The organism is Nocardioides sp. Z35_8 (assembly GCF_059621125.1).
Genome location: NZ_JCAQIE010000001.1, coordinates 991,687 through 1,016,936 on the forward strand (window position 1 = coordinate 991,687; position 25,250 = coordinate 1,016,936).

At 73.7% G+C, this 25,250-nt stretch carries 27 protein-coding genes; 22 read left to right on the plus strand and 5 right to left on the minus strand.

The window, feature by feature from the left end; translation table 11 throughout:
* Nucleotides 1-10 precede the first annotated feature (10 nt).
* Nucleotides 11-562, minus strand: a complete 552-nt coding sequence (locus AC54T2_RS04750) for an SACE_7040 family transcriptional regulator (protein WP_489975406.1) — start codon at nt 560-562, stop codon at nt 11-13.
* A 362-nt stretch (nt 563-924) separates the two neighbouring features.
* Here AC54T2_RS04750 and AC54T2_RS04755 point away from each other — a divergent pair, with 362 nt between their 5' ends.
* From AC54T2_RS04755 to AC54T2_RS04790, 8 genes are all read left to right on the plus strand, one after another.
* On the plus strand, nt 925-1,614 hold the full coding sequence (locus tag AC54T2_RS04755; protein WP_186339753.1) for a response regulator transcription factor: 690 nt from the start codon (nt 925-927) through the stop codon (nt 1,612-1,614).
* 10 nt (nt 1,615-1,624) lie between these two features.
* Complete coding sequence (locus AC54T2_RS04760; RefSeq protein WP_496665658.1) at nt 1,625-2,830, plus strand: sensor histidine kinase; 1,206 nt, start codon at nt 1,625-1,627, stop codon at nt 2,828-2,830.
* A gap of 36 nt (nt 2,831-2,866) precedes the next feature.
* Nucleotides 2,867-4,429 carry a carboxyl transferase domain-containing protein gene (locus tag AC54T2_RS04765; protein ID WP_489975409.1) on the plus strand — a complete coding sequence of 521 codons (1,563 nt, stop codon included), beginning with the start codon at nt 2,867-2,869 and terminating at the stop codon, nt 4,427-4,429.
* Between the two features lie 5 nt (nt 4,430-4,434).
* Entirely contained in the window at nt 4,435-6,417 is a 1,983-nt protein-coding gene (locus AC54T2_RS04770) for an acetyl/propionyl/methylcrotonyl-CoA carboxylase subunit alpha (protein ID WP_496665659.1), read from the plus strand.
* Nucleotides 6,410-7,342: a hydroxymethylglutaryl-CoA lyase gene (locus AC54T2_RS04775; protein ID WP_496665660.1), complete on the plus strand. Its 933-nt coding sequence runs from the start codon at nt 6,410-6,412 to the stop codon at nt 7,340-7,342. Before AC54T2_RS04770 ends, AC54T2_RS04775 begins: the two co-directional genes overlap by 8 nt.
* Nucleotides 7,343-7,423: 81 nt before the next feature.
* On the plus strand, nt 7,424-8,509 hold the full coding sequence (locus tag AC54T2_RS04780) for a hypothetical protein (RefSeq protein WP_489975412.1): 1,086 nt from the start codon (nt 7,424-7,426) through the stop codon (nt 8,507-8,509).
* Nucleotides 8,506-9,702, plus strand: coding sequence for a hypothetical protein (locus AC54T2_RS04785; RefSeq protein WP_496665661.1), 1,197 nt, complete (start codon nt 8,506-8,508; stop codon nt 9,700-9,702). Before AC54T2_RS04780 ends, AC54T2_RS04785 begins: the two co-directional genes overlap by 4 nt.
* Entirely contained in the window at nt 9,699-10,889 is a 1,191-nt protein-coding gene (locus AC54T2_RS04790) for a hypothetical protein (protein WP_496665662.1), read from the plus strand. Before AC54T2_RS04785 ends, AC54T2_RS04790 begins: the two co-directional genes overlap by 4 nt.
* A 143-nt stretch (nt 10,890-11,032) precedes the next feature.
* Here the strand turns inward: AC54T2_RS04790 and AC54T2_RS04795 are convergent, their stop codons facing one another.
* Complete coding sequence (locus tag AC54T2_RS04795; protein WP_186339760.1) at nt 11,033-11,710, minus strand: EcsC family protein; 678 nt, start codon at nt 11,708-11,710, stop codon at nt 11,033-11,035.
* Between the two features lie 139 nt (nt 11,711-11,849).
* On the opposite strand from AC54T2_RS04795, the gene aat reads away from it, so the two are divergent.
* The 3 genes from aat to AC54T2_RS04810 all read left to right on the plus strand — a co-directional run bounded on the left by aat (nt 11,850) and on the right by AC54T2_RS04810 (nt 13,556).
* Nucleotides 11,850-12,536 carry a leucyl/phenylalanyl-tRNA--protein transferase gene (gene aat, locus AC54T2_RS04800; RefSeq protein ID WP_496665663.1) on the plus strand — a complete coding sequence of 229 codons (687 nt, stop codon included), beginning with the start codon at nt 11,850-11,852 and terminating at the stop codon, nt 12,534-12,536.
* 75 nt (nt 12,537-12,611) lie between these two features.
* On the plus strand, nt 12,612-13,091 hold the full coding sequence (locus AC54T2_RS04805) for a hypothetical protein (protein ID WP_186339762.1): 480 nt from the start codon (nt 12,612-12,614) through the stop codon (nt 13,089-13,091).
* 75 nt (nt 13,092-13,166) lie between these two features.
* Entirely contained in the window at nt 13,167-13,556 is a 390-nt protein-coding gene (locus AC54T2_RS04810; protein ID WP_489975416.1) for a ClpX C4-type zinc finger protein, read from the plus strand.
* Nucleotides 13,557-13,698: 142 nt separating this feature from the next.
* Here the strand turns inward: AC54T2_RS04810 and AC54T2_RS04815 are convergent, their stop codons facing one another.
* Nucleotides 13,699-14,580: an Fpg/Nei family DNA glycosylase gene (locus tag AC54T2_RS04815; RefSeq protein ID WP_186339764.1), complete on the minus strand. Its 882-nt coding sequence runs from the start codon at nt 14,578-14,580 to the stop codon at nt 13,699-13,701.
* 55 nt (nt 14,581-14,635) lie between these two features.
* On the opposite strand from AC54T2_RS04815, the gene AC54T2_RS04820 reads away from it, so the two are divergent.
* Both AC54T2_RS04820 and AC54T2_RS04825 read left to right on the plus strand, forming a co-directional pair.
* Nucleotides 14,636-14,794 (plus strand): hypothetical protein, encoded by a 159-nt coding sequence (locus AC54T2_RS04820; protein ID WP_496665664.1) that lies wholly within the window; start codon nt 14,636-14,638, stop codon nt 14,792-14,794.
* Between the two features lie 57 nt (nt 14,795-14,851).
* A complete protein-coding gene (locus AC54T2_RS04825; protein WP_496665665.1) occupies nt 14,852-16,057 on the plus strand; it encodes an ATP-binding protein in 1,206 nt (401 codons plus the stop codon).
* A 6-nt stretch (nt 16,058-16,063) separates the two neighbouring features.
* On the opposite strand, the gene AC54T2_RS04830 is transcribed toward AC54T2_RS04825, so the two are convergent.
* On the minus strand, nt 16,064-17,482 hold the full coding sequence (locus tag AC54T2_RS04830) for a dihydrolipoyl dehydrogenase family protein (protein WP_496665666.1): 1,419 nt from the start codon (nt 17,480-17,482) through the stop codon (nt 16,064-16,066).
* Nucleotides 17,483-17,668: 186 nt separating this feature from the next.
* Here AC54T2_RS04830 and AC54T2_RS04835 point away from each other — a divergent pair, with 186 nt between their 5' ends.
* Nucleotides 17,669-18,652 (plus strand): TerC/Alx family metal homeostasis membrane protein, encoded by a 984-nt coding sequence (locus AC54T2_RS04835; protein ID WP_496665667.1) that lies wholly within the window; start codon nt 17,669-17,671, stop codon nt 18,650-18,652.
* Here AC54T2_RS04835 and AC54T2_RS04840 read toward each other — a convergent pair.
* The gene (locus AC54T2_RS04840) at nt 18,621-19,460 is read right to left on the minus strand and encodes an endo alpha-1,4 polygalactosaminidase (protein WP_496665668.1); all 840 of its coding nucleotides are present in this window, start codon (nt 19,458-19,460) and stop codon (nt 18,621-18,623) included. The genes AC54T2_RS04835 and AC54T2_RS04840 overlap by 32 nt on opposite strands.
* A gap of 251 nt (nt 19,461-19,711) precedes the next feature.
* Between AC54T2_RS04840 and AC54T2_RS04845 the strand changes: the two genes are divergently transcribed.
* The 8 genes from AC54T2_RS04845 to AC54T2_RS04880 all read left to right on the plus strand — a co-directional run bounded on the left by AC54T2_RS04845 (nt 19,712) and on the right by AC54T2_RS04880 (nt 25,247).
* Entirely contained in the window at nt 19,712-20,197 is a 486-nt protein-coding gene (locus AC54T2_RS04845) for a DUF2087 domain-containing protein (protein WP_496665669.1), read from the plus strand.
* Nucleotides 20,194-20,535, plus strand: coding sequence for a UBP-type zinc finger domain-containing protein (locus AC54T2_RS04850; RefSeq protein ID WP_186339770.1), 342 nt, complete (start codon nt 20,194-20,196; stop codon nt 20,533-20,535). Before AC54T2_RS04845 ends, AC54T2_RS04850 begins: the two co-directional genes overlap by 4 nt.
* A 43-nt stretch (nt 20,536-20,578) precedes the next feature.
* Nucleotides 20,579-21,406 (plus strand): glycerophosphodiester phosphodiesterase family protein, encoded by an 828-nt coding sequence (locus tag AC54T2_RS04855; protein ID WP_186339771.1) that lies wholly within the window; start codon nt 20,579-20,581, stop codon nt 21,404-21,406.
* Between the two features lie 10 nt (nt 21,407-21,416).
* Nucleotides 21,417-22,346: a DUF5926 family protein gene (locus AC54T2_RS04860; RefSeq protein ID WP_186339772.1), complete on the plus strand. Its 930-nt coding sequence runs from the start codon at nt 21,417-21,419 to the stop codon at nt 22,344-22,346.
* A 271-nt stretch (nt 22,347-22,617) separates the two neighbouring features.
* Nucleotides 22,618-22,941: a WXG100 family type VII secretion target gene (locus tag AC54T2_RS04865; RefSeq protein WP_186339773.1), complete on the plus strand. Its 324-nt coding sequence runs from the start codon at nt 22,618-22,620 to the stop codon at nt 22,939-22,941.
* Between the two features lie 3 nt (nt 22,942-22,944).
* A complete protein-coding gene (locus tag AC54T2_RS04870; RefSeq protein WP_186339774.1) occupies nt 22,945-23,247 on the plus strand; it encodes a WXG100 family type VII secretion target in 303 nt (100 codons plus the stop codon).
* A complete protein-coding gene (locus AC54T2_RS04875) occupies nt 23,244-24,593 on the plus strand; it encodes an HNH/ENDO VII family nuclease (protein ID WP_496665670.1) in 1,350 nt (449 codons plus the stop codon). The genes AC54T2_RS04870 and AC54T2_RS04875 overlap by 4 nt, the downstream gene beginning before the upstream one ends.
* A gap of 81 nt (nt 24,594-24,674) precedes the next feature.
* Nucleotides 24,675-25,247, plus strand: a complete 573-nt coding sequence (locus tag AC54T2_RS04880; RefSeq protein ID WP_496665671.1) for a hypothetical protein — start codon at nt 24,675-24,677, stop codon at nt 25,245-25,247.
* Nucleotides 25,248-25,250 lie beyond the last annotated feature (3 nt).

Consider the following 25,250-nt stretch of genomic DNA (forward strand, 5'->3'; position numbering starts at 1 on the left):
GCGGCGATGCTCAGGAGAGCCCGAGCGCGCCGTGGGCCATGTCGCGGAGCACCGCGTGCATCTGCGGGTCGGGGAGCCGGCCGCTGTGCGGGGTGGAGTTGAGCAGGCCGAAGACGACGTGGGCGCGGGCGCGCGAGGTCTCCGGGCTCAGGGTCGGGTCGTGGCGGCGGATCTGCGTGGCCCACACGTCGACGTAGGCGCGCTGCAGGGCGCGTACGCGCTCGCGTGCCCGGTCGGGCAGGCTGCTCCAGTCGCGGTCCTGCACGACGATGAGCGCGCGGTGCCCGAGGGCGAACTCGATGTGCCACTCGACGAGCGCCTCGAGCGCCGCACGCGGGCCGTCGGCGGCGGCGACGCGGCTGCTGCCCTCGGCGAGCAGGGTCTCGCTGATGCTCACCAGCATCTCGGCGAGCATCGCGTCCTTGGACTCGAAGTGCTTGTAGAGCGCCGGGCCGGAGATGCCGCAGGCGGCGCCGAGCTCGGCCACGGACACGCCGTGGAAGCCCCGGGCGGCGAAGAGGTCGGCAGCGATGTCGAGGATCTGCTGCCGGCGCGGAGTCACGGCGACGAGGTTAGTGCCTGCTAACCGCTCCTTCGGCTCGCGCGGCGACGGGAGCCTCATCGGACGCTCCGGCGCCTGCCAGACTGCCAGCGGAATCACACGTGCCTCCCAGCTCCCCGATGCTGCCACCCCTGGCACCAGCCCCACGTCGGTCCAGCCGGTCCCCACGACCGATGAACTCTGACCCGATGCTAGAGCGTAGGCGCTACACCCTCAGGCGTGAGTGGTGCCAGCACCACCATCGGGCCAAGGATCCCGTCGCGAAGTTGTCCGATGACCACGGAATCCAGCGTGGGAGCGGCCTCGTGCCGCGTGACCCGTGGTGCGGGTGGGACAGTGGACTCGGTCGCTACGATGCGCCCATGCCCCCGATCCGCGTGGTGCTCGCCGAGGACGGCGACCTGCTGCGCGCCGGGGTGCTCGCGCTGCTCGAGGGACACGACGACATCGAGGTCGTGGCGGCCGCCACCAGCCTGCCCGAGCTGCTCGCGGCTGTGGACGAGCACCGTCCCGACGTGGTGCTCACCGACATCCGGATGCCGCCCGACCTCACCGACGAGGGGATCCGCGCGGCCGGCGAGCTGCGCCGCACCCATCCCGGCGTCGGGGTGGTCGCCCTGACCCAGTACTCCGACGTGGAGTACGCCCTCGACCTGGTGCGCGAGGGCAGCGACGGGCGCGGCTACCTGCTCAAGGAGCGGGTGGCCGACGTCGACGAGCTGGTCACGGCGCTGCGCACGGTCGCGGCCGGCGGATCGGTCATCGACCAGCTCGTGGTCGACTCCCTGGTGGCGGGCGGCGCGCGGCGCGCCGACTCCGTCCTCGACCGGCTCACCCCCCGCGAGCTCGAGGTGCTGGGCATGGTGGCCCGCGGGATGACCAACGCCGCGATCGCCGACCAGCTCGCCGTCACCGACCGGGCGGTGGAGAAGCACGTCGGCTCGATCCTGACCAAGCTCGACCTGCCCGCCGACGCCCCCGTCCACCGCCGCGTCGCCGCGACGCTCGTCTTCCTCAGCGAGGCCGGCGTCGGCGGCATCGCGCTCGGGTGAGCGGGCCAGGGTGAGCTCGGTCCTGGGCGGCTGGGACAGCCTCGACCCGGCGCTCCGGCGGCTGATGCGGATCAACCTCGCCGTGCTGGGCGTGGCGACGGTGCTGCTCGCGGCGGCGTACGTCCTCGGCTTCCGCCCCCGGGCGGCCGAGGTCGACCTCGCGGTGATGGCGCTCTCGATCGCCCTGCTGCTGGCCACCGCGCCGCTGTCGCGCCGGCACGGCGCCCCGGCGGCGGTCGTCGGCCTCACGCTCGCCGCCCTGGTCTTCGCCGTCGGCGGCACCTGGGCCACGCCCGTCCTCAGCCCGCTCACCGCCCTGCTGACGATGGTGCCGCTGCTGATCGGCTCCTCCTTCCTGGGACGGCGGTGGATCCTGGCGCTCAGCGTGGTCGCGGTGGTCGGCAGCGCCGGCGTCGCCGCGCTGGGTGAGTGGCGGCGGCCGGAGGCGGTCAGCGAGCACTGGTGGGCCAACGCCCTGGTGGTGGCGTCGTCGCTGCCGGCCGGGGTGGTCGTGGTGGTGCTGCTGGTGCGCGGGGCGTACGCCCGACTGCAGGAGCAGTCCGGCGAGCTCGTGGAGTCGCGGCGCCGGGTCGTCGAGGTCGCCGACGCCGCCCGTCGCAGTCTCGAGCGCGACCTGCACGACGGCGTGCAGCAGCGGCTGCTGGCCACCAGCGTGACGATCGAGCGGGCCCGCAAGGCCCTCGCCGCCGGGAGCGTCGACGGAGCGGCGACGCTGCTCGAGCAGCTGGCCGGCGACACTCGTGCGACCGCCGAGGAGCTGCGCGAGCTCGCCCGCGGCATCTACCCGCCGCTGCTCAGCGAGCGCGGGCTGGTGGCGGCGCTCCAATCGGCCGCGCGGCGCTCCGCGGTGCCGGTCACCCTCGACGTCGCCGACGTCGAGCGGCACAGCCGCGACGTCGAGGCGGCGGCCTACTTCTGCATCCTCGAGGCGCTGACCAACGCCGCGAAGCACTCCGGCGCGACCGAGGTCGTCATCACCGTCCGCGGGCGTCCGCACCTCTCCTTCGCCGTGAGCGACGACGGTCGGGGCTTCGACCGCCCCAGCGTCGACGTCGGCGGGCTGCTCGGGATGGAGGCCCGCGTCGAGGCGGCCGGCGGGCGCCTCGCGCTCGACACCGCGCCGGGTCGCGGCACGGTGCTGCGGGGTGAGTTCCCGCCCCCCGGTCGTCGACCCACGGACCGTCGGGCGGAGTGATGGACACCGGAGGTTAACGATCGCTAACCTGAGCCGGTGTCCGATCCCGTGAGCACCACCCCCACCATGCGCGAGCTCGTCGACGACCTCCGCGCCCGGCTGGCGCGGGTGCGCCAGGGCGGGTCGGAGTCCGCGCGGCGCAAGCACACCGACCGCGGCAAGCTGCTGGTCCGCGACCGGGTCGACCGGCTGCTCGACCCGGGCAGCCCGTTCCTCGAGCTGGCGCCGCTGGCGGCGTTCGGGATGTACGGCAGCGGGTCGGGGGGCGACGACTACGCCGTCCCGTCCGCCGGCGTGGTCGCCGGCATCGGCCGGGTGGCGGGCCGCGAGTGCGTCGTCGTGGCCAACGACGCGACCGTCAAGGGCGGCACCTACTACCCGATGACGGTCAAGAAGCACCTCCGCGCGCAGACGGTCGCCGCGGAGAACGGGCTGCCCTGCATCTACCTCGTCGACTCCGGTGGGGCGTTCCTGCCGATGCAGGACGAGGTCTTCCCCGACCGCGAGCACTTCGGCCGGATCTTCTTCAACCAGGCCAACCTGTCGGCGAAGGGGATCCCGCAGATCGCCAGCGTGATGGGCTCGTGCACCGCCGGCGGGGCGTACGTCCCGGCGATGTCCGACGAGACGGTCATCGTCCGCGAGCAGGGCACGATCTTCCTCGGTGGCCCGCCGCTGGTGAAGGCAGCGACGGGCGAGGTCGTCACGGCCGAGGACCTGGGCGGCGGCGACGTCCACGCCCGCACCTCCGGCGTCGTCGACCACCTGGCCGAGGACGACGCCCACGCGCTCGCGATCGTCCGCTCGATCGTCGACACGCTCCCCGCCGCGCAGCCGGCCCGGCAGCCGCGGGCCGGGGTGGAGGAGCCGCACGAGCCGCCGGAGTCGCTCTACGACGTGGTGCCCACCGACACCCGCACGCCCTACGACGTGCGCGAGGTGGTCCGCCGGCTCGTCGACGGGAGCCGCTTCCACGAGTTCAAGAGGCTCTACGGCGACACGCTGGTGTGCGGCTTCGCCCGCATCGACGGCTACGAGGTCGGCATCGTCGCCAACAACGGGATCCTCTTCAGCGAGTCGGCGCTCAAGGGCGCCCACTTCATCGAGCTGTGCAACCAGCGCGGGATCCCGCTGGTGTTCCTGCAGAACATCACCGGCTTCATGGTCGGGCGCGAGTACGAGAACAAGGGCATCGCCCGCGACGGTGCCAAGCTGGTCACCGCGGTCGCGTGCAGCGTCGTGCCGAAGTTCACCGTCGTCATCGGCGGCTCGTTCGGCGCCGGCAACTACGGCATGTGCGGTCGCGCCTACGACCCGCGCTTCCTCTGGATGTGGCCCAACGCCCGGATCTCGGTCATGGGCGGGGAGCAGGCCGCCTCGGTGCTCGCGAGCGTCGCGGGCCGCGAGGACGACGACGAGTTCAAGGCGCCGATCCGCGAGCAGTACGAGACCCAGGGCTCGTCCTACTACGCCAGCGCCCGGCTCTGGGACGACGGCGTCATCGACCCCGCCGACACCCGCCGCGTGCTCGGCATGGCGCTCGCCGCGACGTCGTACACCCCGATCCCCGAGCCGTCCTACGGCATCTTCAGGATGTGATGACGATGGACCGACCCGAGACCATGCGCGTGCTCATCGCCAACCGGGGTGAGATCGCGGTGCGCGTCGCGCGGACCTGTCGGCGCCTCGGCCTGCCGACGGTGGCCATCCACACCGACCTCGACGCCGACGCCCCCCACGTGCGGGCCTGCGACGAGGTGGGCCGCGTCTCGTCCTACCTCGACGTCGACGAGGTCGTGCGCGAGGCGCGTCGCCACGGCTGCTGGGCCGTGCACCCCGGCTACGGCTTCCTGTCCGAGCGCGCGCCCTTCGCGCGGGCGCTGGCCGAAGCGGGCATCACCCTGATCGGTCCGAGCGCCGAGGTGATGGACGCGATGGGCCGCAAGGACCGGGCCCGCGACATCGCGCTCGCGGCCGGCGTTCCGGTGGTGCCGTCGTACGCCCTCGACGACGACCCGGCGACCTTCAGCTACCCGGTCCTGGTCAAGGCCGCCGCCGGCGGTGGCGGCAAGGGGATGCGGGTGGTGCGCAGCGCCGCCGAGCTGCCCGACGCGAGGGAGGCCGCCGCCCGCGAGGCCGCCTCCTCGTTCGGCGACGACACGCTCCTGATCGAGAAGTACGTCGAGTCGGGGCGCCACATCGAGGTGCAGGTCTTCGGCGACCCCCACGGCACCGTGCGGCACCTCTTCGAGCGTGACTGCTCGACCCAGCGCCGGCACCAGAAGGTGCTGGAGGAGGCGCCCGCGCCGACGATCACCGACGAGCAGCGCGCCGCGATCACCTCGTCGGCCGTCGCCCTCGCCGAGCAGTGCGGCTACACCGGTGCCGGCACGGTCGAGTTCCTGCTCGACAACGCCACCGGCGAGTTCTACTTCCTCGAGATGAACACCCGCCTCCAGGTCGAGCACCCGGTCACTGAGGAGGTCGTCCGGATCCGCGGCGAGCGCGTCGACCTGGTCGAGCTCCAGCTGCGGGTGGCTGCGGGCGAGCCGCTCGGCTTCGCCCAGGACGAGGTCACCCTCGACGGCCACGCGATCGAGGCCCGCGTCTACGCGGAGGACTCCTTCCACGGCTTCCTGCCCCAGGCCGGGCGCACGTCGATCGTGCGGTGGCCTGAGAGCGGTGAGCTGTCCGCGAGCGCCAGCGAGCTGACAGGTCACCGAGTCGAGCGCTCCAGCACTCCCGGGATCCGCGTCGACCACGCGCTCGAGCCCGAGCAGGAGGTCTCCACGGCGTACGACCCGATGCTCGGCAAGGTCATCGCGTGGGGCGCCGACCGCGAGGCCGCCCGCGCTGCGCTCGTCGGCGCCCTCGATGAGACCGCGATCCTCGGGATCACCACCAACACCGGCTTCCTGCGCGCCCTGGCCGACTCCCCGGAGTTCCGCGGGGCGACCATCGACACGGCATGGCTCGACCGCCACGAGGTCGCGGCGCCCGACGCGGACCTCGCGCGGGTCTTCGGCGCGTGGACCGAGGTGCTGCTCGACACGATGGGCGAGCCCGGGCCGTGGCGGGCCGACGGATGGCGGATGGGCGCCGACCCCGCGCCCGACACGGTGGTGCTCGGCGATGACCTGGTGGTCGTCGACCGGCACCGCGGCACGGTCACCCACGACGGCACCAGCCACGACGTACGCCTGGTGTCGGCGGCCGACCACACCGTCCACCTGCTCGTGGACGGGGTCGCCGAGCACGCCGTCCTCAACGTCCAGCGCGACCTCGTCGACGTCGTGCACCGCGGACAGCGATGGGCGTGGGAGCGCCCCGACCCGTTCGGCGACCACACGGTCGCGGCCGGCGACGGCACGCTGCTGGCGCCGATGCCGGGCACCGTCCTGGCGGTGAACGTCGCCGAGGGCCAGGCCGTCGCCGAGGGTGAGACGATGGGCGTGATGGAGGCGATGAAGATGGAGCTGGCGCTGCGGGCGCCGTTCGCCGGCACGGTCACGACCGTCGGTGCCGCCGTCGGCGACCTGGTCAGGCTCGGCGCGGTGCTCTTCACCGTGGAGCCGGCCGATGACTGAGCTCCCGATGACGGTGCGGGCCCAGGGCCTGCCGGAGCGCGTCACGATCTACGAGGTCGGCCCGCGCGACGGGCTGCAGAACGAGCAGGCGATCGTGCCGGTGGCGGTCAAGGCCGAGTTCGTCCGCCGTCTCGTCGCCGCGGGCCTGCCGATCGTCGAGGCGACCAGCTTCGTGCATCCCCGCTGGGTGCCGCAGCTCGCCGACGCCGCGGAGCTGATGAGCGAGCTGGGCGAGGCCGCCCGCCGGCTGCCGGTGCTCGTGCCCAACGAGCGTGGCCTCGACCGGGCCCTCGAGCTCGGCCTGGAGCACATCGCGATCTTCGGCAGCGCGACCGAGACCTTCGCGACCAAGAACCTCAACCGCACCTTCGACGAGCAGTTCGCCATGTTCGAGCCGACCGTGGCGCGGGCGCGCGAGGCCGGCATGGACGTGCGCGCCTACGTCTCGATGTGCTTCGGCGACCCGTGGGAGGGCGCGGTGCCGATCGACCAGGTCGTCACCGCCGGCACCCGGCTGCTCGACCTCGGCGCGAGCCAGCTCAGCCTCGGCGACACCATCGGCGTGGCGACCGCCGGCCACGTTGCGGCGCTCGTGGCGGCGTTCGGCAAGGCGGGCGTGGCCACCGACCGGCTCGCGATGCACTTCCACGACACCTACGGCCAGGCGCTCGCCAACACCCACGCCGCGCTGCTGGCCGGCATCACCACCTTCGACGCCAGCGCCGGCGGGCTCGGCGGCTGCCCCTACGCCAAGTCGGCCACCGGCAACCTCGCCACCGAGGACCTGGTCTGGATGCTGACCGGTCTCGGCATCGAGCACGGGGTCGACCTCGACGCCGTCGTCGCCACCAGCACCTGGATGGCCGCCCAGCTCGGCCGGCCGAGCCCCAGCGCCGTCGTCCGCGCCCTCGGCGGGGACGGGTAGCCCGGTGCCGGAGGGTCCCCGACGGCGCGATCGGCCGGCCGCATCGCACGGCACCATCCCGGCTCGGGCACAATCAGCCGCATGAGCCGCGTCGTCCACCTCCACATCGGCGCCCCCAAGACCGGCACGACCTACCTCCAGGACCGGCTGCTGCTCAACGCCTCCTCGCTGGCGCGGCACGGCGTGACGATCCCCAGCCCGCGGGGCGGTCGCTCCGACATGTTCCACTTCCGGGCCGCGCTCGACCTCCTCGAGCAGGACTGGGGCGGTGCCCCCGGCCACGCCCAGGGCGCCTGGGAGTCGATGATGCGCAAGGTGCGCCGCGCCGACGGCAACGTCGTGATCAGCCACGAGATCCTCGCCGGCGCCAAGCCCGACAAGGTGGCCCGGGCGATGAACGACCTCGCCGGCCAGGAGGTGCACGTCGTCTACTCCGCGCGCGACCTCGGCCGGCAGCTGCCCGCGGCGTGGCAGGAGTCGATCAAGCAGGGCCGCAAGTGGCCCTTCAAGCGCTTCCTGACCAAGGTCGAGCGCAGCCAGACGTGGTTCTTCAACGCGATGGACCTCCCCACGGTGCTCGCGCGCTGGGGCGCCAAGATCCCCCCGGAGCGGGTGCACGTCGTCACCGTCCCCCACGACCGCGGCCCCAACGGCGACGAGCTGTGGCTGCGGTTCTGCCGGGCCTTCGGCATCGACCCGGCGTGGGCCCCGCTCGACTCCGAGCGCGACAACCGCTCGCTGGGCATCGCCGAGACCTCGCTGCTGCGCAAGCTCAACCGACGCCTCGAGCTCGGCGTGTGGCGCGACCCGGCGTACGACGCGCTGATCCGCGAGCTGCTCGCCCAGCAGGTGCTCGTCTCCCGCACGGCGGTCCCGGTCCGGCTCCCTCCCGACCGCTACGGCTTCGCCGAGGAGCAGGCCGACCTGTGGATCGACTGGATCAGGGGCAGCGGCGTCGACGTGATCGGCGACGTGGAGGACCTGCGCCCGCGCCGGCCCGCCGAGGGCGAGAAGTGGAAGGACCCCGACCGGGTGCGCGCCAAGCTCGAGCTCTCCGCCGCGCTCGACGCCCTGACGGTGATGACGCAGGAGGCAGCGGCCCGCGCGTCCTCCGACTCCCTCGGCGGACGGCTGCGCGACACCGCGCGTCGGCTGCGCGACCGGTGACGCGCCCCGCGGGCGCCACCGGGCCGGCGGGGTCCGTGCACGGCTGGATCGCCCACCTGCGCGCCGGCGGCACCACGCCCTGGCTGGAGTGGACCGGCCCGGACCTCGACCCCGTGTCCGGCCCGGGCGCCGGTCGCCCGGGCGTCGGTCGCCCGGCTGCCGGGCGCGCCCTGCCCGGCGCCCAGCAGCTCGAGCTGCTGCGCCGCGTCAACGTCGCCCGGGCGAGTGCCGGGGGCGCGGGCGCCGATCAGGCCTCGCCCGAGCTGGCCGACCGGGTGCTCGCGGCGCCGGCCGCCGGGCGCGGCAAGGCCGACCTGCCGCTCGTCGGGGCCGCGCCGGCCGCGTTCGGTCCCCGCCCGGTCGACCCGGCGACGGTCGGCGAGCACGAGCTGCTCCGCGTCGCCGCCTCGCTGCTGGCCGACGACCTCGTCGCGCTCGGCGCCGACCCGGTCCGCCCCCGCCTGTCCCGGCCCTGGCGCCGCCGCTACCGACTCGTGGGCGACCCGCTGGTCGCCACCGCCACCCGCGAGCACCTGCTCGCCCGCGGCCGGCCCGAGGGCGGCCCGCGGGCCTTCGTCGTGGCGGTCGGTGGCCCGCTCGACGACCTGCTCGTCCACACCTGGACCCAGCGCTGCTTCGAGCACGGCAGCCGTCCGTGGATCGACTGGCTGCGCTTCTGGCGCCAGCGCGACCAGCTGCCGGCCCGGGTCGACCTCGCCGACTCCGTACGACGCTGGGGCGGGCGCCGGCCGTTCGTCCGGGTGGTGACCGACCTCGACCAGCTGCCGCGCCAGGTCGGCGTGCGCCGGCTGCCGGCGGTGCGGGTGCCGGGCGCCGACCAGGCCGAGCTCGCGCGTCGCGTCGCGGCCGTCGTCGGACTGCGGGTGCCGGTCGCGGAGCGTCCCGCGCTGATGCGCACCCTGCAGCGGCGGATCCCCGACACCGGGGTCGCGCCGGTCGGCGTACCCGCCGCGGAGCACGACTGGGTGGTCGCGTCGACGGCCCGCACCACCCGCGCGCTGACCCGCGCTGGCTACCCTGTCGTGGGCGACCTCGCCGACCTCGCCCCCCGCGGGTCCGAGCGGGCCGGTGCGGACGCCCCGGACGACGGACAGGTGCTCGACCTGGCGATCCGGATGATCGTCGACCCGCGCTGGCGCACGGGCGCGGCGGAGAGGACGGTGGAGCGGTGAGCAGGCGGGTGCTTCTGCACGTGGGCTGCCCCAAGACGGGGACGTCCTACCTCCAGGACGTCCTCTTCCGCAACCAGGCGGTCCTCCGCGAGCACGACATCCTCTACCCGGCCGACCGGTTCGACGCCCACTTCCTGGCCGCGCTCGACCTGATGACGCTCCCGTGGGGCGGCATCGAGACCGAGGCCGTCGGCGCGTGGGACCGGCTGGCCGAGCAGGTCCGGTCGTGGCACGGCACCTCGATCATCAGCCACGAGATCTTCGCGCGGGCCACGCCCACGCAGGTCGAGCGGGCGCTGGCCGCGCTCGGCGACGCCGAGGTCCACCTCGTGCTGTCGGCGCGCGACCTGGTGCGCCAGGTGCCCGCGGAGTGGCAGGAGAACGTCAAGCACCGCAGCCACATCACCTACGCGCAGTTCCTGCGGACCATCCGCGACCCCGCCCGCGACTCGCGGATCGGCTCGTGGTTCTGGGCCGTGCAGGAGGTCCCCGACATCCTCGACCGCTGGGGCTCCTCGCTCCCGCCCGAGCGCGTCCACCTCGTGACGCTCCCGCCCCCGGGTGCCGACCGCGGCGAGCTGTGGCGCCGGTTCTCGCGGACGTTCGGCCTCGACGGGCTGCCCCTCGACCTGACCGCCGAGCGGGAGAACCCGTCCCTCGGCGTCCCCGAGACCGCGCTGCTGCGCACCATCAACGAGCGGGTCACCTCGATCATCGCGCCCCCCGACTACCGCCCGCTGGTCCGCGAGACGCTGGCTCACCAGACCCTGTCGCGGAGCGTGACGTCCGCCCGGCTCGGCCTGCCGCCCGACGACCACGCGTGGGCGCGGGAGCTCTCCGAGCACTGGATCGAGGTGCTCGCCGCGCGCGGCTACGACGTGGTCGGCTCGCTCGACGACCTGCGCGGCCCCGACCTCGGCACGTACGCCGACCCCGACGCCGTCACCGCCGACGAGCTGCTGCCGCCGGCGCTCGACGCGATCAGCGCCCTGCTCGTGGAGGCCGCCCGCCTGCGCGCGGTCGAGGAGCGGCTCCACCGCGAGCTGCACGAGACCCGCGAGCAGCTCGACCGGGCCCGCGCGACCCCCGCCTACCGGGCCAGGCGCAAGGTGGTCACCACGCTCGAGGAGACCGCCGCCGGCCGGGGTTCGCTCGAGGTCTACCGCCGGCTCCGCCGCCGCGGCTGACCCGGGCTGGTCGTTCTCGCGGCTCGCCGTTCGCCCTCGTCGGGTTGTCGAAGTCCCCGCTCGAGCGGGGACTCCGACACCTGGAGGGGGTTGCAACGGCCTCCAGGTGTCAGACCGGGCCACCAGGTCGGGGCCCGAAGGGCTCAGGCCCGGCGCGCGAGCAGCTCGCGGTCGGCGTAGCGGCCGATCCGCCAGGTGGCGAAGCCGTCGGCGCTCATGCCGACCACGCCGCCGATGACCGGCACCCGACGCCCGAGCGTGGTGGCCAGTCGCTTGCCCGCCACCCGGGCGATGATGTCGGTCGCCACGACGGCCGAGATGCTGCCGTCCAGGGTGGGGTCGTGCACCGGGGCGGTGGCCAGCGCCATCGGGGTGCTCGGCAGGCGGCGCTTCCTCACCATCTCGTCGACCTGGTCCTCGCCGAGCAGCACCGCGAGGACGGCGTTGCGTACGCGCGGGTCGGCGAGGTCGTGGCCGCGGAGGTGGGCGATGCCGGCGACCATCCGGCACTGGATGATCGCCAGGCCCGTCACGTTGGCGGGGATCGTGACCGCCATCGTCACCAGGCCACCGACGTTGGTGGCGAAGCCCTGGGCGCCGGCGATGCGCACGTTGTTCTCGATGACCTCGTGGATCGCCCGCTCGACGTCGCCGCGCTGCTCGCGCAGCTGCTTGTCGGCGGCGACCGCGGCGGGAGCGAGCGGGCCGATCCCGTCGATCGCACGGTTGAGCGCCTCGCGCACGAACCCGCCCGTCAACCCCGGCGCGAGCTCCTGGATGCGGGGGGCGAGCTGCCGCCCCACGGTCTGCTTCAGGCCCATGCCCCGATCGTACGGCCGGCGTCCCACCCGGCGTCCCACCCGGCGTCACCCCGAGGCGGGTGGGCCGCCCCAGCGTCCCCGGTCCTTGCCGAGGTGTCCGGCGCGCGGGCCGGTTGGACCGTTCGCTACCGTGCGAAACGTGCCCATCGCCCCCGCTCCGACGCCGTGGGGCTTCCCCCCACGCTCGACGTGGGACCCGGACGACGACCTCGTCGCCCTGGGCGCCGACCTCGAGCCGGGCACCCTGGTCACCGCCTACGCCCTCGGCCTCTTCCCGATGCCGGTGACCCTGGACGGCGAGGAGCACCTGGGCTGGTTCTCGCCCGTCGAGCGCGGGGTGCTGCCGCTCGACGGGCTGCGCGTCTCACGCTCGCTGCGCCGCTCCGCGCGCGACTTCGAGATCCGCATCGACACCGCGTTTGACGAGGTCATCTCCGCGTGCGGCAGCCGCGATCGCCCCGACGGCTGGATCACGCCCGAGTTCCGCCACGCCTACGCGCGCCTGCACCGCCTCGGCTGGGCCCACTCGGTCGAGGCGTGGCGCGACGGCGAGCTCGCCGGCGGGCTCTACGGCGTCAGCGTCGGCGGCCTCTTCGCGGGGGAGTCGATGTTCCACCGCGGGCGCGACGCGTCGAAGGTGGCGCTGCTGGCGCTGGTCGAGCTGATGAGCGACCGGTACGCCGACCGGCGGGTGCTCGACGTGCAGTGGCAGACCCCCCACCTGGCCTCGCTGGGCGTCGTACGACGCCCGCGCGAGGACTACCTCGAGTCGCTGGGCCGCTGCCTCGACCTCCCGCTCCCGGAGCCCTTCGGGATGGACGAGTAGGGACGGTCGCGAGAGGGTGGACGCCCGCGCGACGCGACTGCCTGGTGGGACGTGCCCCACCGGAGGGGACCCGAGATGACCATCCATGCCCGGCTCGGTCTGGCGGGCGCCGCGGTGCTGCTCGCAGCCACCTCCGCGTGCGGGGCGGGCGAGCCTCCCACCGACGCCGACGAGGACCGCTTCTGCGACACGGCCGACAGCCTGATGTCCGGTCTGCTGCCGGAGGACCCGACCGACTCCGAGCTGCCGAGGGACGAGGACATGGCGCGCGCCGTGCGGGACTGGGGCGCGCGGATGGAGGAGGTCGGCACCCCGGCCGGCATCCCCGACGAGGCGCGCAAGGGCTTCGAGGCGGTCGTCGAGCAGGCCAAGGGGATGGACGCCTCCGACTTCTCGCTCGAGACCCTGAGGGAGCTCGAGGGCGGCGGCGCCGACTCCTCGGAGCAGGTGCAGGCGCAGACCGACGCCTTCGGCGACTACCTGGCCGAGACCTGCGGCGACCCGATCGACGACCTCGAGATGCCCGAGCTCGAGGGTCCGGACGCCGTCGGCTGACGACCGCGCCGGCCGGCGTCGGGGCCGCGGCCCGGGTCGTACGATGTCGCGCAGTGCCGGTGAGGGAGGAAGTGGATGGCGATCGCGCGCGAGGGCAGGATCTGCTCGTTCTGTGGCGAGCCCGGAGGACCGGACACCGACCTGCGCCTGATCGGCGGGCTCGGCGCCCAGGTGTGCGAGCGGTGCGTCGACGACTTCCATGCGCTCCTCCACGACGAGGCCAGCTGGCGGGCCGCCCGCGCGGAGATGCCGTGGGAGCGGATGGGCCAGGCCGAGCTGCTCGCGACGCTGCCGCGGATCCTCGCCTCGGCCGAGCAGAACGTCGCGTTCGCCCAGGAGTGGGTCGACCTGCTCCGCGAGCGTGCCATCTCGTGGGCGGAGATCGGGCGTGCGCTGGGCGTCTCGCGACAGGCGGCGTGGGAGCGATTCTCGCGCCGGACGCCCGACAAGGGCGCCACGGCGTGAGAGGATCCCTCTCGTCAGGCTAGGCTTGACGCGCGAGGTGCCGGTAGGGCTGTCACGGGGGTGGGCCTGACCGGCGCCTTCGCACCACGGGCCCCGACAGATGTCGCCCGTGCCCCGGGACGGCCCAGGACGATGACGGCGGCTACTTCAGCAGCCGCGACATCCGGCGGTCGGCGAGCGGCTTCCCGCCGGTCTGGCAGGTCGGGCAGTACTGCAGGCTCGAGTCGGCGAACGACACCTCGCGCACGACGTCGCCGCAGACCGGGCAGGCCTGCCCGGTGCGGCCGTGCACGGCGAGGTTGCTCTTCTTCTCGCCCTTGAGCTCGCTCGCCGCGAGCCCGCTGGAGCGCTGGACGGCGTCGCCCAGCGTGTCGCGGATGGCGCCGTAGAGGGTCTGGAGCTCGGTCTCGTCGAGGCTGTTGGCGGGCTTGAACGGTGACATCCGCGCGGCGTGCAGGATCTCGTCGGAGTAGGCGTTGCCGATGCCCGCGACGATCGACTGCATGCGCAGCACGCCCTTGATCTGCTTGCGCCCCTCGGCCTCGAGGATGCGCTGCAGCGCCTCGACGGTGAAGTCGTCGGACAGCGGGTCGGGCCCGAGCCGGGCGACCCCCTCGATCTCCTGCGGGTCGCGGACGACGTAGATCGCCAGGCCCTTGCGTGTGCCGGCCTCGGTGATGTCGAGACCCGGCTGCGCGTCGAGGTCGGGGTCGTCGATGACGATCCGGGCGGCGAGCGGGTTCTTGCTGTTGGGTCGCGCCGGCAGGACCGGCACCTCGTCGCGCCAGCGGATCCAGCCCGCGCGGGCGAGGTGGATGACCACGTGCACCCCGCTGGCGTCGATGTCGAGGAACTTGCCGTGGCGCGTCACCGAGTCGACCAGCGTGCCGTGCAGGGCCTGCAGCGGCGGGTCGAACGTCTTGAGGGCGCTGAAGGCGGCCAGGTCGACGCGGCTGATGGCGCGGCCCACCAGGCGACCGCGCAGGTCCTGGACGAGGGCTTCCACCTCGGGCAGCTCGGGCACGCACCGAGTCTAGGCAGGTCTTCTCGGATCGAGGTGGTGCGCGTCACCATGGCCCATGGTCCAGCCGCGCGTGCCTCGCACCGGGACGGTCTTCCTCGACCGCCGCGGCGACGACCGCTCGCTCCGGGTCACGTGGCACGAGGAGTCGCAGCTCGTGGTGCTGTCGCTGTGGCGTGACAACGTCTGCGCCGGCCGGAGCCCCGAGGCGGGCTGACTCGCCGACTATCGGGCGATCTAGGGATCGGCCTAGACGCGCCGATAGCGTGTGATCGTGGACCCGATCCGGAACCCCTACGCCCCCGGCGCGGGCCAGCGCCCGCCCGAGCTCGCCGGCCGCGACGAGCAGCTCGCGGCGTTCGACGTGGTGCTCGAGCGGGTGGCCAAGGCGCGCCCCGAGCGCAGCCTGGTCCTGACCGGCCTGCGCGGCGTCGGCAAGACGGTGCTGCTCAACGCGCTGCGCGGCGCGGCCGTGCGCAAGGGCTGGGGCACCGGCAAGCTCGAGGCCCGCCCGGGGCAGACCCTGCGGCGCCCGCTGAGCAGTGCGCTGCACCAGGCCGTGCGCGAGCTCGGCCACGGCGACGAGGAGTCCGTCGACCACGTCCTGGGCGTGGTCAAGTCGTTCGCCCACCGTGACGCCGGCGTGGGCGCGAAGCTGAAGGACCAGTGGAGCCCTGGCATCGACGCCGCCGCCGTACGCGGTCGGGCCGACTCCGGCGACATCGAGATCGACCTCGTCGAGCTCTTCACCGACCTGGGCGGTCTCGCCGCCGACGTCGGCAAGGGCGTCGCGGTCTTCGTCGACGAGATGCAGGACCTCGGGCCCGACGACGTGTCCGCCCTCTGCGCCGCCTGCCACGAGCTCAGCCAGTCGGGGCTGCCGGTCATCGTCGTCGGCGCCGGGCTCCCGCACCTGCCGGCCGTGCTGAGTGCCAGCAAGTCCTACAGCGAGCGGCTGTTCCGCTACCAGCGCATCGACCGGCTCTCCCGCGAGGCCGCCGACCGGGCGCTGGAGGCCCCCGCGGCCGACGAGGACGCGGCCTACGAGCCCGACGCGCTCGCCGCGATGTACGACGCGACCGGCGGCTACCCCTACTTCATCCAGGCCTACGGCAAGGCGGTGTGGGACCTCGCGCCGCGCTCGCCGATCACCGCCGCCGACGTCGCCGTGGCGGCGCCCGAGGCCGAGTCGGAGCTGGCCGTGGGGTTCTTCGGCTCGCGCTACGAGCGGGCGACGCCGGGGGAGCGCGACTACCTGATGGCGATGGCCGACGTCGCGATCGCGCAGGCCGCCGACGGCGAGGCCGAGGGCGACGCGGTGCTCAGCGCCGACGTCGCCGCCGCGCTCGGCAAGAAGCCGCAGTCGCTCTCGCCCGCGCGCGACTCGCTGCTCAAGAAGGGCCTCGTCTACTCCGGGGAGCGCGGCCGCATCGCGTTCACCGTCCCCCACTTCGGGCGCTACCTGCGCGAGCGCGGCTGAGGCCGCTCAGTCGACGGGCGGGGGCGTCCGCAGCTCGCGCGGCAGCTCCTCGAGCAGCCGCAGCCAGAGCTCGGCCGCGGTCGGGAACGACGCCACGGCGTGGCGCAGCACGTGCACGGGCACCCCGCCCGTGATCGCCACGGTCGCGGCGTGGAGCAGCTCGCCCGCGCGGACGCCGACGAAGGTCGCGCCGAGCAGCAGGCGCGTACGCCGGTCGACGACGAGCTGGGCGTCGCCGACCACGTGGTCGCGCAGCAGCGCGGTGCCGGAGGCGGACGACGTCGGCACCCGGCTGACCACGACGTCGTGGCCGGCCGCGCGCGCCTCCGCCTCGGTGAGCCCGACGCTCGCGACCTCGGGCTCGGTGAAGACGACCTGCGGCACCGGCGCCTCGCGGTCGGGCTCCCAGGCGACGTCGCCGGCCGCGGCGGCCGCGATCCGGGCGCCGACGAGGCGGGCCTGGTGCTTGCCCCAGTGGGTCAGCGGCGGGCCGCCGCTGGCGTCGCCGACGGCGTGCAGCCACTCCGGCAGCCGCCCCGACGTCACGTCGTCGGGGGTCAGTCCCACCGACGACAGGCCCAGGTCGTCGAGGCGCGGGGTCCTGCCGATCGCCAGCAGCACCTCGTCGGCCTCCAGCTCGCCGCCCGAGGTGGTGAGCGTGACGGTGCCGCCGTGGACGCGTCCGGTGCCGGTCGCGGCGGGGTCGGAGCGGCGTACGGACTCGACGGAGGTGTCGAGCAGCACCGTCACGCCCCGCTCGCGCAGGCTCGCAAGCACCGCCTCGCCGGCGAACGGCTCGGTCCGGTCGAGGAGCCGCGGGCCGCGGACGACGAGGGTGACCGCCGAGCCGAGGGCGCTCATCCAGGTCGCCGCCTCGCAGGCCACCACGCCCCCGCCGACGACCGCCAGCCGGTCGGGCACCTCGACCACGCCCGTCGCGTCGCGCGAGCCCCACGGCAGCGCGTCGGCGTAGGCGTCGGGGACGCGGGCATCGCTGCCCGTGGCGATCACGACCGCCCGTCGTGCGCGCAGCAGCCGGTCGCCGTCGGCGGAGGACACCCGCACGGTCCGCTCACCGCTCAACCGGGCGTCGCCGCGCACCACGGCGATCCCGGCACCGCCGGCCCACTGCGCCTGCCCGGAGTCGTCGTAGTGGGAGACCCACGTGTCGCGGCGCTCGAGGAGCGCCTTGGGAGCGACCCGCGCGGTCGAGACGCCGGGCAGGTCGCCGGTGACGTCGGCCGCGGCGACCGGGCGCAGCAGGGCCTTGCTGGGGATGCACGCCCAATAGCTGCACTCGCCGCCGAGCAGCTCGCGCTCCACGATGGCGGCGGTCATCGTGGTGCCCTCCACGGCGTACTGGGCGGCGTTCTCGCCCGCGGGTCCGCCCCCGATGACCACGACGTCGTACTCGACTGTCTCCATGCGGGGACGATACGGCGTGCCGCCGCCCAGGTGGGTGGCGCTTGCACCTTCAACTACCATGTGCCGTCGAGGGGAGTACCCCATCAACCATCGCCGGTCACTACGGCGCCTCCGCAGGCGCCCCGGCGGAGACCACGGCAGGGCCGCGGCGGGAGAGACCTCAGGAGCTCATTCCTGAGGAGACCCATGTCGTCCATCGCGTCACCCACCCTGTGGTTCATCACCCTCGCGGCCGTGCTCGCGCTGCTGGTGGTCGACTTCGTCGCCACCCGCCGCCCGCACGAGGTCTCGATGCGCGAGGCGATCGCGTGGTCGGCGTTCTACCTCGCCCTGCCGCTGGCGTTCGGCCTCTACGTGTGGACCACCCACGGCGGCGACCGCGGGCTGGAGTACTACACCGGCTACCTGGTCGAGAAGACGTTGAGCGTGGACAACCTCTTCGTCTTCATGCTGCTGCTCGCTGCCTTCGCGGTGCCCGAGGTGCTCAAGCAGCGGGTGCTGCTCTACGGCATCGTCGGGGCCCTGGTGCTGCGCGGCATCTTCATCGCCCTCGGTGCGGCCGCGCTCTCGCGCTTCGACTGGGTGTTCCTGGTCTTCGGCGCGATCCTGCTCGCCACCGGCGCCAAGCTGCTGCGCGACGCGATCCGCGGGCAGGAGCACGAGGTCGACGTCGCCCAGATTCGCGTGGTCCGCGTGATGCGCCGGATCATGCCGGTCTCCGACAGCTACGAGGGCACCCGCTTCACCGTCGTGCGCGACGGCGCCCGCGCGCTGACCCCGTTCGCGCTGGTGACGGTCGCCGTGCTCGCCACCGACATCGTCTTCGCCGTGGACTCGGTGCCCGCGGTCTACGGCATCACCGGCGACCCCTACCTGGTCTTCGTCACCAACGCCTTCGCCCTGCTCGGCCTGCGCGCGCTCTACTTCGTGCTCGAGGGCGCCCTCGGCGCGCTGCGGCACCTGAGCTACGGCCTGGCCGCGATCCTCGGCTTCATCGGCGCCAAGCTGGTGCTGCACTGGGCCCACCTGGTGTGGCCGTCGGTCCCCGACGTGCCCACCCTCGCCTCCCTGGTGGTCATCGTCGCCATCCTCGCCGCGACCATCGCCTCGAGCCTGTGGGCCAACCGCCGCGAGCGGCTCAGCACCAGCGACGTACGCCAGCGGGTGTGACGCCGCGGTCGCGCAGCACGACGGCCAGTCGGTCGCCGTGCTCGCGGCACGTCGCGGAGAAGTCGCGGGTCCGGTACTCCACGACCAGCACCCGGTCTCCGAAGGAGTCGACGTAGCGGTCGCACTCCGCATATCGGCCGCACTCCTCGGCGACGGCGAAGTCGAAGCCGGCCTGCGTGCCGTCCCAGTCGGCCCAGTTCTTCTGGCCCGCGGCCAGGCCGACCCGGTGGGCCTTTGCGACGAGCAACCGGGCGAACGCGCGCGCGTGCCGCGCCCGGATCAGCCCGCGGCTGCGGGAGAAGGAGTCGAGGTTGTCGTACTCCACGGCGTCGAAGCCGTCGCGCGCGCAGCCACGGGTCCAGCGCCCGACGACGCGGGCCAGCCGCTCGCGCGTGGCGGGGGTGCGGATGTCGAGGAGCCGCTCGCCCCACGCCTCGTCGACCACGGGCCGGCCGCCGTCGGTGAGGAGCAGATCGGCGTGCCGGCGCCAGAAGCGTCGCTCTCCGGGCTGGGTCTGGAAGCCGTTGACGTAGCAGACGTTGTAGCGACCCGGAGCGGGCTCGGCCGCCCGGTCACGCACCACGATCCCGACGTGGTCGGGCAGCGCGGCGACGCCGCCGAGCTGGTAGTCGACGTCGGTGCCGACCGGCAGCGGCACCGGCAGCGGCACCGGCAGCGGCTCGGCGTATGCCGCCGGGGCGAGGGTCACGGCCAGCAGGAGCGCGGCCAGCAGGGCACCGGTGCGTCGTACGCCCGGTCGCGGGCGCGCGCGACGGTGGACGCGGACTCCTGGCCTCGGTGACGGCATGGGCACAGTCTGGGTGCTGCCGACACCCCTGTCAGTCGGCGGCGACGCCGACAACGTCGTTGCCGTGACCGGTGAGTCTCTGGGAGACTCACCGGCGAGGGCGCCGTCCACCGCCCAGCCCGTCGCGTCGGCCCCAGTCCGCGCAGCCCGGCGAAGGGGAGCAGATCCTCGGACGCATCCACCGGATCAGGTCAGATCGTCGCCCGCTGCAGCGGCGCACTGGGGGCGCAGCGCAGTCGAAGGTGATGACAGTGACCAAGGACAGTGACTTCAAGCGCGTCGTGCGGGCGCGCATGGCGGAGAGCGGCGAGGGCTACGCCGCCGCGCGGGCAGCGCTCGAGCAGGAGGCGTACGACGCCGCGCTCGCCGAGCAGCGGCGCGTCGTCGACCGGTTCGTGCGCGACGGGCGCCTCGCGCGGGTGCCGGCGAAGCGCACGGTGCGCGCGGCGGTGCTGCTCGAGGTGCTCAGCCGCTTCGAGCCCGGCCGCGACTACTCCGAGCCCGAGGTCAACGACGTCTTGCGCGGTGTCCACGAGGACGTCGCCTACCTGCGCCGCGAGCTGGTGAACTACCACTACCTCCAGCGCGCGGACGGTCGCTACCGGACAGCCGCGCAGGCGCCGATCCGCTCCGTGGTCGAGCGCCAGGAGATCCCCGACTGGGAGGCGCACTGGCTGCCCGGGTTCCTCGCGGGGGCCTTCCCCCGTGCGCAGCGGACGGGCAGGCTGGGACCGTGACGGCTGGGATCGATCCGGAGGTGCCCCCGTCGGGGCCGGGGTGCGTGGAGTGTGAGGAGGCCGGCGGCTGGTGGGTGCACCTGCGACGGTGCGCCCAGTGCGGGCACGTGGGGTGCTGCGACTCCAGCCCGTCCCAGCACGCGACGGCGCACCACCGGGCGACCGGTCATCCGGTGATCCAGAGCTTCGAGCCGGGCGAGGACTGGTACTGGGACTTCGACCGCTCCGTCGGCGTGACGGGCCCGCGGCTGGCCGACCCGCAGAGCCGGCCGGAGGACCAGCCGGTGCCGGGACCCGCCGGCCGGGTGCCCGACGACTGGCGCGACCACGTCCGCTGATGCCCCCGGGGTCGCCCCTGCTGGCCCATGGCATGCTCGATCCATGCGACGTACGCGGCGCGCCCGCGCCACCCGCACGGCCGACCCCCGACGGCGGCCGCAGGTGGTGGCCCACCGGGGCAGCAGCCACGCGAACCCCGAGCACACGCTGACGGCCTACGTGAAGGCCCTCGACGAGGGGGCGGAGGCGCTCGAGTGCGACGTGCGGCTCACCGCCGACGGGCACCTCGTGTGCGTGCACGACCGCGACCTGCGGCGGACGGCCGCCACCCAGGGGATCGTCTCGACGATGAACCTGGCCGAGCTCGACGAGCTCGACTTCGCGTCGTGGAAGAACCCGTGGTCCGACCTCGACGACGAGGCCCCCGACCGCGACCCCGAGGCGGGCAAGGTGCTCACCCTGCGCCGGCTGCTGGAGACGGTGGCCGACTACGACCGGCGCGTCGAGCTCGCCATCGAGACCAAGCACCCCACCCGCTACGGCGGGCTGGTCGAGCGGCGGCTGCTGGACACGCTGGGCGACTTCGGGTGGGACGGCCCCGGCTCGCCGGCGCGGGTGATGAGCTTCTCCCTCAACGCCGTCAACCGGGTCCGACGGCTCGCGCCGGCGCTCGACGTGGTCCTGCTGATCGAGAAGGCGCACCGCTGGCCGGTGCTGCGACCGGTCGCCGGCGACGACTGGATCATCGGGCCCGGAATCCGCGAGCTGCGCGACCACCCCGGCCTGGGTCGGCACCTGGTCGCCGACGGCCGCGAGATCCACGTCTGGACCGTCAACACCGCCGACGACCTCGAGCTGTGCCTCGACCTGGGTGTGGCGGCCGTCATCAGCGACCGGCCGGCCTACATGCTGGAGCTGCTGGACGGATAGGTTCTCGGGCATGGCCAAGAAGTCCCGCACCCGCGCCCAGTCCGCTCCCGCCCCCGGCGAGGTCGGCCCCCGCCAGCCCTGCCCCTGCGGGTCGGGCAAGCGCTACAAGGCGTGCCACGGGGCGGCCGGCGGCGCCGCTCCGACGTTCGTCGCGCGCCCCTTCGAGGGGATGCCGAGCGAGTGCGACGTGATCGCCCTGCGCGAGCTCGTCCCGGCCGCGACGGCCCCGCTGACCCTCGCCGAGGGCGAGCGCAACGTCCGCCTCGCCACCCTCCTGCCCGGCGCCGCCCCCGCGATGGTGCGCGACTCCGGTGACATCTGGCTCGGCCTGCAGGTCCAGCACTCCTACGGCAACCCCGCGCGCGACCTCGGAGCCGTCCTCGAGGCCGCGCTGGCCACCGAGGAGCCGGGCATCGTCGGGCTGATGACCGACCCCGGCGACGGCCCGCGCCTCCAGGACCTGATCAGCGACACGAGCCTCGACATCACCCTCCACGACGGGTTCGACTACTGGATCGACGACGTCCCCGAGCGCGACGCCGCGATGGAGGCCGCGCTCGAGCAGGCCAACGCCGGCGTGATGCCGACCAGCCGGCTGTCCTCGGTCGAGGCGGCGTACTGGACCAACGTCGGCACCAAGGAGCACCTGCGCTGGGTGATGCCGCACCCCGAGGACGCCCTGCTCGACGCCCTCGCCCGCCTCCACGCCGCCGGACAGGACTCGATCGCCGACGAGTCGCGCCTGGTCGGGATGTTCCGCGCCCACGGGCTGCTCGCGCCGGTGTGGGACCTCCCCGTCGGCACCGGCGCCGAGGTCCTCGAGGAGCCTGCCGCGCGGTTCGCCGCCGACCTGGAGGAGGCCCTGCGAGGAGGCGAGCTCACCGCCGCCGAGCGGTCCGCGCGAGCGGGGCTGGCCAACCGTCAGGTGACGATCCGGTAAGTCGCGCCCCACCATCTGGCCACGTGGCGAATACAACGAACTCAACGGTTGTGCCCGTGCTCCGGAGCGGAGTAGATTCCTTGGTGCCCGGTCGTTGTTGTTTCCCCCGTCAACAACGACCGGGCTCTTCACGTCCCTCCATCTACCCGGCCACCCTCCTGATGAAACGGGAGACTGCCGCGGAGCGCCGTCGAATTCGGCCTGCTGGAGGGTTCGGCCCCCTCGCGGGTGGGTAGAACCCTGGGTGACCGACTCGGGCAGGGGGCACATCGTGGACCAGGTGCAGGTGATGCACGCGGCCTTCGCGAAGGCGAAGGACGATGTGGACGACGCGGCCGAGCGGCTGCGCACGGACCGGAGCCAGATCGACGGACGCGTGCGCGGCTTCCTGGACGCCGGCTGGTCCGGTGAGGCGGCCGAGTCGTTCTCCGAGGCGTGGGAGGAGTGGAAGGAGTCCGCCGGCGAGGTCCTCACCGGGCTGACGGCGATGCGCGAGCTCCTCGAGGAGACCCACCGCGACTTCATCGCCTCGGACGACTCCTCCCAGCAGCGCCTCGATGCGCTGTCGGCGCGCATCATCGACAGGCTGGGCTGAGCCGTGGCCGGGCGCATCTTCACCATCGACACCGACGACCTCGACGCCGTCATCTCGGATGTGCAGGCGACCGAGAACGCCCTCGAGGCACTGACCAACGACATCGAGAAGCAGGTCGCGGCCCTCCAAGCGGTGTGGGAGGGCCTCGCCGCCGAGGCGCAGGCCGAGGCCCACCAGACGTGGGAGGAGGGCATGCGGGGCATGCGTGCCGCCCTCGCCGAGCTGCGGGCGTCCGCGCGGAACGCCCACACCAACTACACCGGAGCGGCGGACGCCAACGTGAAGATGTGGGAGTCGTTCTCATGAGGATCGAGGTCGACTCCGGGGGCTACACGAGCGCCGCGACCTCGCTCGAGACCGCCAACGGTCTCGCGGCCGACGCCTACGAGACGCTGACCGGGAAGCTCGGCGGGTTCGGCGGCATGGGCGGCGACGACAAGTCCTCGGAGGACTTCGTCCCCCACTACGACTCCGGTGCCGCCGCCGCGGTGACCGCCATCGCCGACCTGGTCACGGCGCTCGGGTCCCTGGCCATCATCGCCGAGGCCTCGGGCGCCAACCACGCCGACGCGGACGCCGGATCGGTCCACGGCAGCAGAGGCGGCCCCGGCGCGCCCGAGGAGGTCGACCCCGTCGAGGTCGCCCCCTACTCGCCACCGACGGCGTCGGGGGCCAACGCGGAGGACACCCCGCAGTTCTGGGACGTCATCCTCGACTACCTCGAGGGCTACACGTGGCCCGGCGCCGACACCGGCCGCCTGGGTCAGGCCGCGTCGGCCTGGGACGCGGCCGCGTCGTCCCTGGACGGTCTGCGGTCCTACTGCGAGGTCGCCACCACCCAGCTCGGCAACCAGCGCTCTCCTGAGATCCCGGCTGCGAAGAAGGCCGTCGGGGAGGTGAAGCAGGCCGCCGCCGACATCGCGAGCGCCTGCCGCGAGCTCGCGACCGCGTGCCGTGACTACGCCAACCAGGTCGAGGAGACCAAGAGCACCGTCAAGGGCCTGATGAAGGACCTCGCGATCGAGGTCGGCGCCACTGTGGTCGTGGCCGGCATCGGGTCGCTGTTCACCGCTGGCGCCGCCGCCGGCGGCGGCGCCGCGCTCATCGCGGCCCGAGCCGCCAACTACGCGCGCCGGGTCATCACGGCGCTGGCGGCCATCCGCGGGGTCCGGGCCGTGTTCACCATCGTCCGCACGGTCGACAAGCTCACCGACGTCACCCGCATCCTGCGCAAGTTCCGCTCCGCCCGCGCGATGCGGCGCCGCCCCACGGGGAAGCTGCCCAAGAAGGGCAAGCCCAACTCCTACGGCTACGACAAGAACGGCGACCGCCTGCCCTACGCGAACTCCCGACCCGACTACGGCAAGGGCCAGGTCGACGAGGTCTGGGAGAACGCCAAGGACGAGAACGGCGAGGTGTGGGTCCTCGACAAGGACGGCAACCTGGTCAAGATCGACTGGCGGCCCGGAGACCCCCAGAAGGACGTGTGGGACATGGGCCACGTGCGCGGCGAGGAGTACCGCAAGCTGCGCGACGAGTACCTGTCCGGCAAGATCACCAAGGAGGAGTTCCTGGAGCGCTACCAAGACCCCAGGAACTACGAGGTCGCCCACCCCGGGCGAAACCGTTCGCACGTCGACGAGGCTCCCTGACCCGAGCGGCTCCCGGCCCGCACCAGCGCGAACCAGACGGCGTGGGACTGCCGCGACGAGACAGATTGGCACACTGACCCCATGGGACTGTTCAACCGCACCAAGCCTCGTGACACCAGCGCGCTGCACGCAGCCCTGACCCGGGGCACCTACGCGGACTTCGAGAAGGTCTACGACCCGGCGTGGGTGAACTACGAGTACGAGCACGACACCTTGCTGTCGCTGGCCCTGACCAATGACGACTCACCCTCCCGGGTCGCCATCGCCAACCGCCTCCTCGACGACGGCGCCGACGTGCGCAGGGCCATGCTGCTGCACCGCTTCCTGGCCCGCAACGCACACGACTTCGTGGCCGAGGCGCCGCTGCTGAAGCGCCTGCTGGACGCCGGCGCAGACGTCAACGAGCTCGACGCGAAGGTCGGCACCCCACTGGAGACCCTCGCCGCGAAGTTCAAGTTCAGCGACGTCACCCTCACGCCCTTCTACGACGTCCTCCTCGCCCGCCCCGACCTCGACCTGCTGCAGCCCGGCCTGGACGGTCGCACCGTGCTGACCAACCTGCGGAAGTGGTCGGCCAAGCGCGGCGAGCTCGTCATCCGCGCCGAGCAGACCCTCACCGACCGCGGGATACCCGTCCCGCCGCCCGCCCAGTGACAA

Excerpts from the sequence above, each read along its gene's own strand:
- AC54T2_RS04755 (WP_186339753.1), top strand. The coding sequence starts at position 925 with ATGCCCCCGATCCGCGTGGTGCTCGCCGAGGACGGCGACCTGCTGCGC.
- AC54T2_RS04770 (WP_496665659.1), top strand. The coding sequence starts at position 4,435 with ATGGACCGACCCGAGACCATGCGCGTGCTCATCGCCAACCGGGGTGAG.
- AC54T2_RS04775 (WP_496665660.1), top strand. The coding sequence starts at position 6,410 with ATGACTGAGCTCCCGATGACGGTGCGGGCCCAGGGCCTGCCGGAGCGC.
- AC54T2_RS04780 (WP_489975412.1), top strand. The coding sequence starts at position 7,424 with ATGAGCCGCGTCGTCCACCTCCACATCGGCGCCCCCAAGACCGGCACG.
- AC54T2_RS04795 (WP_186339760.1), bottom strand. The coding sequence starts at position 11,710 with ATGGGCCTGAAGCAGACCGTGGGGCGGCAGCTCGCCCCCCGCATCCAG.
- AC54T2_RS04805 (WP_186339762.1), top strand. The coding sequence starts at position 12,612 with ATGACCATCCATGCCCGGCTCGGTCTGGCGGGCGCCGCGGTGCTGCTC.
- AC54T2_RS04810 (WP_489975416.1), top strand. The coding sequence starts at position 13,167 with ATGGCGATCGCGCGCGAGGGCAGGATCTGCTCGTTCTGTGGCGAGCCC.
- AC54T2_RS04820 (WP_496665664.1), top strand. The coding sequence starts at position 14,636 with ATGGTCCAGCCGCGCGTGCCTCGCACCGGGACGGTCTTCCTCGACCGC.
- AC54T2_RS04830 (WP_496665666.1), bottom strand. The coding sequence starts at position 17,482 with ATGGAGACAGTCGAGTACGACGTCGTGGTCATCGGGGGCGGACCCGCG.
- AC54T2_RS04835 (WP_496665667.1), top strand. The coding sequence starts at position 17,669 with ATGTCGTCCATCGCGTCACCCACCCTGTGGTTCATCACCCTCGCGGCC.
- AC54T2_RS04840 (WP_496665668.1), bottom strand. The coding sequence starts at position 19,460 with ATGCCGTCACCGAGGCCAGGAGTCCGCGTCCACCGTCGCGCGCGCCCG.
- AC54T2_RS04855 (WP_186339771.1), top strand. The coding sequence starts at position 20,579 with ATGCGACGTACGCGGCGCGCCCGCGCCACCCGCACGGCCGACCCCCGA.
- AC54T2_RS04860 (WP_186339772.1), top strand. The coding sequence starts at position 21,417 with ATGGCCAAGAAGTCCCGCACCCGCGCCCAGTCCGCTCCCGCCCCCGGC.
- AC54T2_RS04875 (WP_496665670.1), top strand. The coding sequence starts at position 23,244 with ATGAGGATCGAGGTCGACTCCGGGGGCTACACGAGCGCCGCGACCTCG.
- AC54T2_RS04880 (WP_496665671.1), top strand. The coding sequence starts at position 24,675 with ATGGGACTGTTCAACCGCACCAAGCCTCGTGACACCAGCGCGCTGCAC.